Genomic DNA, 12,347 nt, shown 5'->3' on the forward strand with positions numbered 1-12,347 from the left:
CTCGATGTCGGCCGCCAGCAATGTCAGCGAAGGAATGAGCGTAGGCGTCATTCTGGGCTTTCCCCCTGCCATCGCCAAGGAACTTCAACGGTGGCGGGCCTCCTTCGGGGACCCCATGGCGGGAGTGGTGCCGGCGCACATCACGCTGGTCACCACCACTCCTACCCAGGACTGGGCAGCCACTGAGGCGCACGTCCGCGAGGTGGCGCGCCGGCAGGCCCCGTTTATGGTCACTATTGCCGGCACCGGAACGTTCCGCCCGGTATCGCCGGTGGTCTACATCAAGGTGGAGGACGGATTCGACTCCTGCGTGGAGCTCCACGAAAAACTCCAGACGGGCCCGCTGCAACGCGACCTGCCGTTCTCGTACCACCCGCATGTCACCATCGCCCACGATGTTGCGCCCGAAAGCCTGGACGAAGCCGAAACGGTGCTTGAAAGTTACCGGGCGACCTTCCCGGTGGTTAGCATGGGACTCTACGAGCACGATGCCGACGGCATTTGGCAGCTACGGGAAGAGTTGGACTTTGGGACCGAAACTGACGACGACGGCGGGTCCTTCGCCGAGGACGCCAACACAGCCGCGGACGCCGACGCAAACGGAGCCACCGCTCCCCACTGATCAGGCGCACCTGTCGCTCGCCGTCATCCAGAAACGGATGGAGTGGGGCAAAGCCAGAAGGTCCGACGGCGGCCCGGTGGCCAGCTTGCTCGCGATGCTCCAGTGGCTGCTTGCCCGGCTTAATGCCTTCCGGCCGATGCGCGCCTTCCAGCACTACAACCTCCAGCATGGCCCCTTGATGAGCGCCGGCATCGGCTTCAACATGTTCTTCTCCATCACGGGCCTGCTGGCCACGGGTTTCTCCGTTGCCGGCCTGGTGCTGCGCGGCCAGCCTGCACTGCTGGACACCATTATCGGCAGCGTGGCCCAGAGCGCGCCCGGACTGCTGAAGGTGGGCGGGGGAGAAGGCCTCGTTGATCCGAAGGACCTCCTGAACCCGGACGGCCTCGGCTGGACGGCCGTGGTTGCGGCCGTGGTTACGGTCATCACGTCACTGGGCTGGATCGCCGGGCTCCGCGACGGCCTGCGCGGCGTAGTGCAGCTGCCGCCCCTGAAGATCAATCCGATTGTCCTCAAACTGCGCGACGCCGGCACGCTCCTGCTCCTGGGAGTGGCCCTGGTGATCAGCGCCGGAGCGTCCTTGGTGTTCGGCACGGCGGCCGGCTGGGTCACGGACTTCCTGCAGCTGGATCCGGTGGTGGCAGGTCCGCTGACCACCCTGATCAAGATCGGGGTGCCGCTCACGCTCAACTGGGTCACGGCGGTCATTATGTTCCGGCTGGCCGGTGGCCTCAAGCTATCCAGGCGGGCCCTTCTGGAGGGGACCATCCTTGCCGCCGTGGGCACCACGGTCCTGCAGGTGTTCAGCACCGAACTGCTCGCCGGTGCGGGACGGAACCCCCTCCTGGCACCGTTCGCCATCATCATCGGGCTGCTGATCTGGTTCAACCTGGTTAGCCAGGTCTACCTGGTGTCCGCCGGCTGGTCCACCATCAGAGAAGCGGACCTCAGGCACGCGCCTGCTGGCCACGACAAAGCCCTGTGGGGCTCCCGGCGGGTCCAGCCAGGCAAGGTACCCGTGGAGGGTCACAGTGACGGGAAGCGCCCCGGTGCGGGGCACCCAGGCAGTGCGGCTGCTACTTCCCGGCGTCGAGGTACTGGTCTGCCCAGGCAGAAATAATCCTGGCCGCCCGGGCGGCCTGGCCCTTGCCGGTCAGCAGATGGTCGCTGCCCTCGAGGGAGACGAAGTTCCGCGGATGGCGCGCCGTCTGGAAAATGGTGCTGGCGTTCTCGATGCCCACGGTGTTGTCCGTGGGGGAGTGGAGCACCATCAGCGGCTTGTGCAGCTGACGGATGCAGTCAGTGAGGTCCGCGTTCTCCAGGTCCTCCACAAAGTGTTTCCGGATCTCCACGCGTTTCCCGCCGAGGTCCACTTCCGCGCTGCCCTCGCTGAGGATCTTATCCAGTGCGGCGTCAAAGACGTGGGCCACGTGCTTGGGGGAGAACGGGGCCCCAACTGTTGCGACGGCGTCGAGCTCCGGGATCTGGCGGGCGGCCGAGAGTACCGCCGCTCCACCGAAGGAATGGCCTACCAGCAGGGAGATGGCCCTTCCCTGGTTGCGCATGAACTCGGCGGCAACAACGGTGTCAGCCACCTTGTGGCTGAAGGAACCCTCCGACCAAAAGCCGGCGGACTCGCCCAACCCCAGGTTGTCGAAACGGAGCATCCCGATGCCGGTGTCAGCCAGCGCCTTGCACATCCGGGACGCCGCGGGGCTGTCCTTGCCCAGGGTGAAGCCGTGCGAGAACACACCCCAGCCCCGCACCGGCCCCTCCGGGACGTCGACGATGCCGGACAGGAGCTCGCCGGTGGATCCTTCGAAGCTGACTTTTTCGGAGCGGGACATCGCTCACCTTCCAGTTAAAGCAACGCGGGGTCACTTCCGGCCCAATAACAAGGGTTTATTGGGCGCGGAGTGACCCCGCGTTGCTTAGGCTTGGCGGAATTTAGATCTTACGGGAGAGAATTGCCTGCTTGACTTCGGCAATTGCCTGGGTCACCTGGATGCCGCGGGGGCATGCTTCGGAGCAGTTGAAGGTGGTGCGGCAACGCCACACGCCTTCCTTGTCGTTCAGGATTTCCAGGCGCATGTCGCCGGCGTCATCACGGGAATCGAAGATGAAGCGGTGGGCGTTAACGATTGCGGCCGGTCCGAAGTACTGGCCGTCGGTCCAGAACACCGGGCAGGAGGACGTGCACGCCGCGCAGAGGATGCACTTGGTGGTGTCGTCGAAGCGTTCACGGTCCTCGGCGGACTGCAGTCGTTCCTTGGTGGGCTCGTGGCCCTTGTTGATCAGGAACGGCATGACTTCGCGGAAGGACTGGAAGAACGGCTCCATGTCCACAATCAGGTCCTTCTCCACCGGCAGGCCCTTGATGGGCTCAACGGTGATGGGCTTGGTGGTGTCCAAGTCCTTCAGGAGCGTCTTGCAGGCAAGGCGGTTGCGGCCGTTGATGCGCATGGCATCGGAACCGCAGACACCGTGGGCGCAGGAACGGCGGAACGAAACGCTGCCGTCAATTTCCCATTTGACCTTGTGCAGGGCGTCCAGCACACGGTCGGTGCCGTACATGGTCACCTTGAAGTCATCCCAGCTGGCGTCCTCGGACACCTCAGGGTTGTAACGGCGAACGCGCAGGGTGACGTCGAACGTGGGGATCTCTCCGCCGCCTCCGATGTGTGCGGGCAGTTCGATCTTGGAGGCTGGCTCAGCAAGTTCAGCGGTCATCTTAGTACTTCCTCACCATCGGCTCGTAGCGGGTAAAGACAACCGGTTTGGTGCCCAGACGGATGCCGGCGATTGCCTCTGCCGAGCCGTCGGCCGGGGCGTGGTCATCCTTATATGCCATGGAGTGCTTCATGAATTTTTCGTCGTCGCGTTCCGGGAAGTCCTCGCGGAAGTGTCCGCCGCGGGATTCCTCACGGTGCAGTGCAGCCACGGTCATGACCTTGGCCAGTTCCAGCAGGAAGCCCAGCTCAACGGCCTCGAGCAGGTCCAGGTTGAAGCGCTTGCCCTTGTCCTGGACGCTGATCTTCTTGTACCGCGCCTCGAAGGACTCGATGTCCCTCAGGACCTGGTTCAGCGTGTCAGCCGTCCGGAACACCTGCATGTTGGCGTCCATGGTGTCCTGGAGTTCCTTGCGGATTACCGCCACCTTCTCGTCGCCGTTGCCGTTGCGGGCAATATCCAGCAGCTCGATGGTATAGGCCTCCGGGTCCTCCGGAAGGTCCACGAAGTCAGCAGTCTTGGCGTACTCCGCTGCGGCGATGCCGGCGCGCTTGCCGAACACGTTGATGTCCAGCAGTGAGTTGGTGCCCAGGCGGTTGGAGCCGTGGACCGAAACGCAGGCAACCTCGCCGGCGGCGTAAAGGCCCGGGATGACGGTGTCGTTGTCCTGCAGGACTTCGGTGGTGATGTTGGTGGGGATGCCGCCCATGGCGTAGTGCGCCGTGGGGAACACCGGAACCGGCTCCGTGTACGGTTCCACACCCAGGTAGGTTCGGGCGAACTCGGTGATGTCCGGGAGCTTGGCATCGATGTGAGCCGGCTCCAGGTGGGTCAGGTCCAGGAGGACGTAGTCCTTGTTCGGGCCGCAGCCGCGGCCTTCACGGACTTCGTTGGCCATGGAGCGGGCCACGATGTCGCGCGGTGCCAGGTCCTTGATGGTGGGGGCGTAGCGCTCCATAAAGCGCTCACCCTCGGAGTTGCGCAGGATCGCGCCCTCGCCGCGGGCGGCTTCGGACAGCAGGATGCCCAGGCCGGCGAGGCCTGTCGGGTGGAACTGGAAGAACTCCATGTCTTCCAGCGGGATGCCCTTGCGGAATGCGATGCCCATGCCGTCACCGGTCAGGGTGTGGGCGTTGGAGGTGGTCTTGAAGACCTTGCCGGCGCCGCCCGAAGCGAAGATCACGGACTTGGCCTGGAACACGTGCAGCTCACCGGAGGCGAGGTCGTAGGACACAACGCCGGCAACACGCTTCTGCTTGTAAGGGGTGCCGTCCTCGCGGACGGCGTCTTCCTCGACCGTCAGGAGGTCAAGGACGTAGTACTCGTTGTAGAACTCCACGTTGTGCTTGACGCAGTTCTGGTACAGCGTCTGCAGGATCATGTGGCCGGTGCGGTCTGCTGCGTAGCAAGCACGGCGGACGGGCGCCTTGCCGTGGTCGCGGGTGTGGCCACCGAAGCGGCGCTGATCGATCCGGCCTTCGGGCGTGCGGTTGAACGGCAGGCCCATCTTTTCCAGGTCAAGCACGGCGTCGATGGCTTCCTTCGCCATGACCTCGGCGGCGTCCTGGTCTACCAGGTAGTCGCCGCCTTTGATGGTGTCGAACGTGTGCCATTCCCAGTTGTCTTCTTCGACATTGGCAAGGGCAGCACACATGCCACCCTGCGCAGCACCGGTGTGCGAGCGGGTGGGGTAGAGCTTGGTCAGTACTGCTGTTCGCGCGCGCTGACCGGACTCGATCGCGGCGCGCATGCCAGCGCCACCGGCACCGACGATGACGACGTCGTACTTATGGACCTGCATACTTGGGCGCTCTTTCTCTCAAAATTCGCTATAAAACAACGGGCGGGCGTTGCCTGCACCGCAAAATACAGCCTGCGGCTCACCGCGGGCAGCGGACGAACTGGCTACGCGGGGCAGAAGCCGCCGGGCAGCGGAACTCCGTCAACCACGGGGCAGGGGTTGAAGGTGAAGATCACCAGGGTGCCAAGGACGATGATCACTGTGGTGGCCGCGTAAAGGACGATCTTGAGCCAGAGACGGGTTGAATCCTTCTCGGCGTAGTCGTTGATGATGGTGCGTACGCCGTTGGTGCCGTGCAGCATGGCCAGCCACAGCATGGCGAGGTCCCAGACCTGCCAGAACGGGTCAGCCCACTTGCCGGCGACGAAGCCGAAGTCGATGGCGTGGATGCCTTCGCCCACCAGGAGGTTCACAAAGAGGTGGCCAAAGATGAGCACCACCAACACAATGCCGGACAGGCGCATAAACAGCCACGCCAGCATTTCAAAGTTGCCCCTGCTGCTGCCGGTCCGGCGGTACTGGGGGGAGATCTTGCCGCTGCTGGTTTTCCCGCTCCGCGGGTTTTCGATAGTTGCAGTCATGGCTTAGTGACCTCCAAGTGCGAGGGAAAGGTGGCGGATGGAGAAGCCGACCATCACAACTACCCACAGGGCCAGGACGGTCCACAGCATCTGGCGCTGGTACTTGGCGCCCTTCTTCCAGAAGTCGACGGCGATGATCCGCAGGCCGTTAAAGGCGTGGAAAACAATCGCGGCAACCAGGCCCGTTTCACCCAGGGCCATAAGGGGGTTCTTGTAGGCACCGATGACAGCCGTGTAGGCCTCCGGGGACACACGCACCAATGAGGTGTCCAGCACATGGACCAACAAGAAGAAAAAGATCACTACACCGGTAATCCGGTGTCCTACCCAGGACCACATGCCTTCACGGCCGCGGTACAAGGTGCCAGCTGGTTTTGTCGGCACTGATAAACCTCCCTGCAACACAGCGGCGCTGGCATGAGATCCACGCGGGGGGAACGCCTGCTGCGAGAGCAACTCGTAGCTCAGGCCTAAATCTAGGCTTCGCTCACAGCTTATTCAATTTAGGAACTCCTTGGTGACCCCGCAATGCCCGCATTTTGCCTGCAGATGAGACGAACACCACACTATGGCGCGCCCGCGGGAGTTGGCGGAGGGATCTGAAAGGGCAGTTCACGGCGCGTCAGCTAAAGTAGGCCGTGATGAGTACAGACAAAGTGACAAGCCCGGATTCACCCCTGAACCGCTTTATTGCGGTGATTCCGGCAGGCGGAGTGGGGACCCGCCTCTGGCCCCTGTCACGAGCAGCCGCTCCCAAATTTCTGCACGACCTCACGGGGTCCGGCAGTACATTGTTGCGCGCCACCTACGACCGCCTCGAGCCGCTCGCAGGTAGGCGCGTCCTGGTGGTGACCGGCACTGCGCACCGGGCCGCCGTCTGCCGGCAGTTGCCCGAGGTTCAGGAGTCGGACCTGGTCCTGGAGAGCGAGCCGAAGGATTCCGGCGCCGCCATCGGCCTTGCAGCCGCCATCCTGTATGAGCGCGACCCGGACACCATCATGGGTTCCTTCGCTGCGGACCAGGTCATCAGTCCTGACCACCTGTTCCAGCAGGCCGTTCGCGAGGCCATCCACACGGCCGCCGCCGGCAAGATCGTGACCATCGGCATCAAGCCGACCCACCCGTCCACCGGCTTCGGCTACATCCGCGCCGGCGAGAAACTCCACATCGACGGTGCGCCCAGCGCGCAGGCCGTGGTGGAGTTCGTGGAGAAACCGGACGAGGAAGTTGCCCAGCAGTATGTGGACAGCGGCGAGTATGTCTGGAACGCAGGAATGTTCGTGGCTCCTGTTGCCTTGATGCTGCGGCACCTTGAGGCCAACCAGCCGGACCTGTTTAAGGGCCTGCAGGAGATCGCCCAGGCCTGGGATACTCCCGAACGCGATGCCGTCACCGCCCGTGTTTGGCCCACACTGCCCAAGATCGCCATTGACTATGCAGTGGCCGAGCCAGCCGCCGCCGCCGGTGATGTGGCCGTTGTGCCGGGCACTTTCGGATGGGACGACGTCGGGGACTTCGCTTCTGTGGGCCGGCTCAACAGTGCGCGGGAAGTCGATGACGTCACCGTTATCGGCGAAGGCGCCCGCGTTTTCACCGAAAATGCCAGCGGTGTGGTGGTTTCGGACACCAAGCGCGTGATCGCCCTGATCGGCATCAAGGACGTGGTCATCGTTGATACCGGTGATGCTCTCCTGGTGACCACCAAACAGCATGCGCAGCGGGTCAAGGGAGCCGTAGACGCGCTCAAGGCCAGCGGCGATACCGACGTTCTGTAGCCCGGTCGGGAATGTTCAGCCGCGGCACAATCTGTAACGCGCCCGCCCTGATGACGCTATTCCGTGGACGCTCGCTAGAGTAAATGAGTGCGTAATTACACTACTGAAGCCGAGCCCACCGCATTAGTGCGGCCATGGTTGGAACCACTCCTGCCGGAGCTGATCGACTTCCGCCGGGATTTGCATGCGCACCCCGAGCTTTCCTTCAAGGAATTCCGCACCACGGACAAGCTCGTGGTGCGGCTCGAAGCCGCCGGCCTGTCCCCGCGTCGGCTTGAAGGCACCGGCCTTACCGTCGACATCGGCGAGGGTCCGATCGCCACTGCGCTCCGCGGTGACATTGACGCCCTGCCCATCATCGAGGAAACCGGCCTGCCGTTTGCCTCCAAGAACCATGGCGTCACGCATGCGTGCGGCCACGATGTCCACACCGCCACCATGCTTGGCGTTGCCCTGGTCCTCCAGAGCATGCACCAGGAGTCGCCGCTGGGCGGATCCGTCCGGATCATCTTCCAGCCCGCCGAGGAAACCATGCCCGGCGGCGCGCTTTCGTGCATCGAGCAGGGCGTTCTGGAAGGTGTGCCGCGTATCTTTGCGCTGCACTGCGACCCGAGGATCGACGTCGGACGCATCGGTACGCGCATCGGCGCAATTACGTCCGCTTCGGACACCATCAAGATCGAACTGAGCGGCCGCGGCGGCCACACCTCCCGGCCGCACCTCACCGAGGACCTGGTGTTTGCGCTGGCGCAGATCGCCGTCAACGTCCCCGCGGTCCTGTCCCGCCGGGTGGATGTCCGCAGCGGCGTGTCCGTGGTGTGGGGCCAGATCAACGCAGGATCGGCACCCAACGCCATTCCGGGCACGGGTTACATGGCGGGCACCATGCGTTGCCTGGACCGCGACGCCTGGCACGATGCCGGTGAGCTCCTGGACGAGGTGGTGCAGCAGGTGGCCGCGCCTTATGGTGTGGACGTCCATCTGGAACACACCAGGGGAGTGCCGCCGGTGGTCAACTCCGAGCACGAGACCGCGCTTATTGAGGCCGCAGCCCGCGCCGAAATTGGTGAGGGCGCCGTTGTGCTGACGCCGCAGTCCATGGGCGGCGAGGACTTCGCCTGGTTCCTGGCTGAGCGTCCTGGCGCGATGATGCGGCTGGGCACCAAAACCCCGGGCGGCGAAGAGTATGACCTGCACCGAGGTGACTACATCCTGGACGAACGTGCCCTGGGCCTGGGTATCCAGGTCCTCACGGCAGCAGCCCTCCGCACCATCCGCGACCTCTAGGCCCAAGGCCTCCCACCAGCGCGAACGTACACCTAAGCCCCTAAAAAGCGCGAACGTACACTTAAGCCCCCTAATAAAGCGCGAACGTACAGTTCTGGCCCCAACAGCCGGGCCACAACTGTACGTTCGCGCTTTCCCAACGAGGTAAGTTGTGCACAACTGAATTGTGCACTATCGTTTAGGTCATGACTGAAGCCCCCCGACTCGACCGCCAGGTGTGTTTTGCCCTGTACTCCGCCTCCCGCGCGGCAACAGCGGTCTACCGCCCAGTGTTGGAAGATATCGGCCTGACGTATCCGCAGTATCTGGTGATGCTGGTCCTCTGGGAGTCGGAGCCGAAGGGCGTCAAGGAGCTCGGCGAGGAGCTGGGCCTTGACTCAGGCACACTGTCGCCGTTGCTCAAGCGACTCGAGGCCATGGGGCTCGTGGAACGCCGCCGGTCCGGGGAGGACGAGCGCCGCGTTGCAGTCCACCTGACCCCGGCCGGACGCTCGCTCAGCAGCAAAGCCAATGCGATTCCACGGCACCTCGCGGACGCCGCCGGATTGTCAGCCGATGAGCTGGAACAGCTTCGCACCACGCTGGAACGGCTCACCGAGGCCCTTCACCGCGCGCACTGAGCGCCCTAGATTTCCGTTATCCACATCCAACAGGACGGACCACATATGAAAACTCTCTACACTGCCGAGGCCCTGGCTTCCGGCGAAGGCCGCGACGGCAACGCACGCACCAGCGACGGCAAGCTGGATGTCAGCCTGGCCAGCCCCGTGGAGCTGGGCGGTGACGGCCAGGGCACCAACCCCGAGCAGCTGTTTGCCGCCGGTTACGCGGCCTGCTTCCACTCGGCGCTCCGCCTCGTGGGGCGCAAGGAGCGCGCAGACCTGACCGACTCAGCCGTGGCGGCCAAGATCCACTTTGGCGCGCTGGCTGACGGTGTGGGCTACGGCCTCGCCGCTGAACTGGAGATCGCGGTGCCGGCCCTGGATCTCGCCACGGCCGAGTCCCTGGTGGCCAAAGCGCATCAGATCTGCCCCTATTCCAACGCCACCCGCGGAAACATGACCGTGGACATCAAGATCCTGGAGTTCGCAGCATGAGCACAATAACCGCACTGCCCACGTCAACCCGTGAAATCCGCCTGGCATCGCGCCCCACGGGACGCCCCGTCCCGGAAAACTTCCGGCTGGCCGAATCGCCACTGCCGGAGCTTCAGGACGGCCAGATCCTGGTCCGCAACCTCTTCATCTCCGTGGACCCCTACATGCGCGGCCGCATGAACGACGTCAAGTCATACTCAGCGCCCTTCGCGCTGGATGCAGCGCTCGACGGCGGGGCCGTGGGTGAGGTTATTGCGTCCAGGGCCGACGGGCGCGCGGTGGGGGACGCCGTCGTCCATCAGCTGGGGTGGCGCGAGTACGCTGTGCTGGATGCGGCGGCGACTTCGGTTGCCCGCACGGACCTGGCGACGGCGTCGGCGTTCCTCGGAGCGCTGGGCATGACCGGCCTCACTGCGTACGCGGGCTTGTTGAAGGTGGCCGAGTTCAAGCCCGGCGACGCCGTATTCGTCTCCGGTGCGGCGGGAGCCGTGGGCTCGCTCGTGGGCCAGATCGCCAAAGCGATGGGTGCCTCCCGCGTGATCGGAAGCGCAGGCACGCCGGACAAGGTTGCACGGCTCCTGGAACTGGGCTTCGACGCGGCCTTTAATTACAACGACGGGCCGGTACGGGAGCAGCTCGCCAAGGCCGCAGGGCCGGCTGGCATTGATGTCTACTTTGACAACGTGGGCGGCGAGCACCTGGAAGCCGCACTGGCTGTTCTCAACGTGGACGGCCGCGTGGCCATGTGCGGCGCCATCGCCCAGTACAACTCCACCGAGCCCACGCCGGCCCCACGGAACCTCATGCTGGTCATTGGCAAGCAGCTCACCCTGCGCGGGTTCCTGGTGGGCGGACAGCGCCAGCACAGTGCTGAATTCTTCGAGAAGATGTCAGCCTGGCTTGCGGACGGTTCAGTCCAGTACGACGAAACGGTAGTGGGCGGCCTGGAGAACGCCCCGCGGGCATTCATGGACCTGCTCGACGGCGCGAACACCGGCAAGATGCTGGTGCGCCTCTAAGCGGCCACCCCCCGCCTCATTTGGCGCGAACGTACACTTGGGGCCCCGTTTCGCGGGGCCCCAAGTGTACGTTCGCGCCTAACCGGAGGGGATGCACAGCCGCTCCCTACTGGTTGGTAACAAATTCTCAACAATCTTCAGGATCCAGCTCCAATGTGGTAGCCGATGTGCTGCAGGCCACTAATGTTGGTTCTATCAGAGCGCCTCGGCGCAGTGCTGCGGACCGTCAGTGAAAACAGAATTTCAGGGTTGAAACAGACACTCATTGAATCCATGTCGTAGCGCATCTCTCTTCATCCTGGAGGAATTTTGAAGACATCACTGCGTGCACACCTCAAGCGCGGTTCAGTTGCAAGCGTGGCGACCATGGGTGCTACCGCACTCCTGTTGACCAGTTGCGGTGCGCCTCCCGAGGCGAGCAGCCCCACCGCAACGGCGAGCGATTACACCGGCTGCATCGTGTCCGACTCCGGCGGGTTCGATGATCAGTCGTTCAACCAGTCCTCCTATGAGGGGCTGAAGAAGGCTGAAGCGGATCTGGGGATTAAAGTCAACCAGGTCGAGTCCAAAACCAACAATGATTTCGAGCCGAACCTCCGTGCCATGGTTGCTGCCAACTGCGACCTCACCCTGACCATCGGTTTCCTTCTGGGTGACGCCACCAAGGCCCAGGCCGCGGCCAACCCGGAAAGCCACTTCGCCATCATCGATTTCGGTTACGACCCGCCCATCAGCAACGTCAAGCCGATCATCTACGACACCGCCCAGGCAGCCTTCCTGGCCGGTTACCTGGCAGCGGGCACCACCAAGACAGGAAGTGTGGCCACGTTCGGCGGGCGGGAGATTCCCACCGTGACCATCTTTATGGATGGGTTTGCCGACGGCGTCAAGTACTACAACGAGCAGAAGGGCAAGGACGTCAAGGTCCTTGGCTGGGACAAGGCAGCCCAGGACGGCAGCTTCACGGGCGACTTCGAAAAGCAGGACAAGGGCAAGCAGCTCACCCAGAACTTCCTGGACCAGGGCGCGGACATTGTGATGCCCGTCGCCGGTCCGGTTGGCAAGGGCGCCGGTGCAGCCCTGATGGAGGCTAAAGCGGCCGGCAAGGACGTCAAGATGATCTGGGTTGACTCTGACGGATTCCTGACCGCACCCGAATACAAGGACATCATGCTTTCCTCGGTCATGAAGCTTATGGGCGAAGCCGTTGAAACTGTGGTTAAGGACGACAAGGAAGGTAAGTTCACCAACACGCCCTACGTGGGCACCTTGGCGAACGACGGCGTCCAGCTGGCACCTTTCCATGGCTTCGATGGCCAGGTCCCGTCCGACCTGAAGTCCGAGCTGGACCAGCTCAAGAAGGACATCGTCGGCGGGAAGCTGAAGGTCGAGTCAGGGGCAAGCCCCAAGGTATAGTAATCCTCGCCAAGCGCCG

Annotated in this window: 13 protein-coding genes; 8 read left to right on the forward strand and 5 right to left on the reverse strand. The window is 63.7% G+C overall.

Annotation, left to right across the window (positions count from 1 at the left end):
* Window positions 1–4 precede the first annotated feature (4 nt).
* Entirely contained in the window at window positions 5–622 is a 618-nt protein-coding gene (locus ACZY0Q_RS11810; RefSeq protein WP_463917050.1) for a 2'-5' RNA ligase family protein, read from the forward strand.
* A 37-nt stretch (window positions 623–659) separates the two neighbouring features.
* Window positions 660–1,742 (forward strand): YihY/virulence factor BrkB family protein, encoded by a 1,083-nt coding sequence (locus ACZY0Q_RS11815; RefSeq protein WP_463917052.1) that lies wholly within the window; start codon window positions 660–662, stop codon window positions 1,740–1,742.
* Here the strand turns inward: ACZY0Q_RS11815 and ACZY0Q_RS11820 are convergent.
* The 5 genes from ACZY0Q_RS11820 to sdhC form a co-directional block, all read right to left on the reverse strand.
* Window positions 1,699–2,469, reverse strand: coding sequence for an alpha/beta hydrolase family protein (locus tag ACZY0Q_RS11820; RefSeq protein WP_463917054.1), 771 nt, complete (start codon window positions 2,467–2,469; stop codon window positions 1,699–1,701). The two genes, ACZY0Q_RS11815 and ACZY0Q_RS11820, sit on opposite strands and share 44 nt — an antisense overlap.
* A 100-nt stretch (window positions 2,470–2,569) precedes the next feature.
* A complete protein-coding gene (locus ACZY0Q_RS11825; protein ID WP_463917055.1) occupies window positions 2,570–3,352 on the reverse strand; it encodes a succinate dehydrogenase iron-sulfur subunit in 783 nt (260 codons plus the stop codon).
* 1 nt (window position 3,353) lies between these two features.
* A complete protein-coding gene (gene sdhA / locus ACZY0Q_RS11830) occupies window positions 3,354–5,153 on the reverse strand; it encodes a succinate dehydrogenase flavoprotein subunit (protein ID WP_463917057.1) in 1,800 nt (599 codons plus the stop codon).
* A 104-nt stretch (window positions 5,154–5,257) separates the two neighbouring features.
* On the reverse strand, window positions 5,258–5,734 hold the full coding sequence (locus ACZY0Q_RS11835; RefSeq protein ID WP_463917059.1) for a succinate dehydrogenase hydrophobic membrane anchor subunit: 477 nt from the start codon (window positions 5,732–5,734) through the stop codon (window positions 5,258–5,260).
* 3 nt (window positions 5,735–5,737) lie between these two features.
* A complete protein-coding gene (sdhC, locus tag ACZY0Q_RS11840) occupies window positions 5,738–6,118 on the reverse strand; it encodes a succinate dehydrogenase, cytochrome b556 subunit (protein WP_082576094.1) in 381 nt (126 codons plus the stop codon).
* A gap of 257 nt (window positions 6,119–6,375) precedes the next feature.
* Here sdhC and ACZY0Q_RS11845 point away from each other — a divergent pair, with 257 nt between their 5' ends.
* The 6 genes from ACZY0Q_RS11845 (at window position 6,376) to ACZY0Q_RS11870 (ending at window position 12,328) form a co-directional block, all read left to right on the forward strand.
* Window positions 6,376–7,509 carry a mannose-1-phosphate guanylyltransferase gene (locus tag ACZY0Q_RS11845; protein WP_463917062.1) on the forward strand — a complete coding sequence of 378 codons (1,134 nt, stop codon included), beginning with the start codon at window positions 6,376–6,378 and terminating at the stop codon, window positions 7,507–7,509.
* Window positions 7,510–7,596: 87 nt separating this feature from the next.
* The gene (locus tag ACZY0Q_RS11850) at window positions 7,597–8,796 is read left to right on the forward strand and encodes an amidohydrolase (RefSeq protein WP_463917064.1); all 1,200 of its coding nucleotides are present in this window, start codon (window positions 7,597–7,599) and stop codon (window positions 8,794–8,796) included.
* A gap of 185 nt (window positions 8,797–8,981) precedes the next feature.
* Window positions 8,982–9,416, forward strand: coding sequence for a MarR family winged helix-turn-helix transcriptional regulator (locus ACZY0Q_RS11855; protein ID WP_463917067.1), 435 nt, complete (start codon window positions 8,982–8,984; stop codon window positions 9,414–9,416).
* 45 nt (window positions 9,417–9,461) lie between these two features.
* On the forward strand, window positions 9,462–9,893 hold the full coding sequence (locus ACZY0Q_RS11860) for an organic hydroperoxide resistance protein (RefSeq protein ID WP_463917070.1): 432 nt from the start codon (window positions 9,462–9,464) through the stop codon (window positions 9,891–9,893).
* Complete coding sequence (locus tag ACZY0Q_RS11865; protein ID WP_463917073.1) at window positions 9,890–10,912, forward strand: NADP-dependent oxidoreductase; 1,023 nt, start codon at window positions 9,890–9,892, stop codon at window positions 10,910–10,912. The genes ACZY0Q_RS11860 and ACZY0Q_RS11865 overlap by 4 nt, the downstream gene beginning before the upstream one ends.
* A 309-nt stretch (window positions 10,913–11,221) precedes the next feature.
* Window positions 11,222–12,328 (forward strand): BMP family lipoprotein, encoded by a 1,107-nt coding sequence (locus ACZY0Q_RS11870; RefSeq protein WP_463917074.1) that lies wholly within the window; start codon window positions 11,222–11,224, stop codon window positions 12,326–12,328.
* Window positions 12,329–12,347: the final 19 nt, after the last annotated feature.

It is taken from the genome of Pseudarthrobacter lactosi (assembly GCF_055412785.1).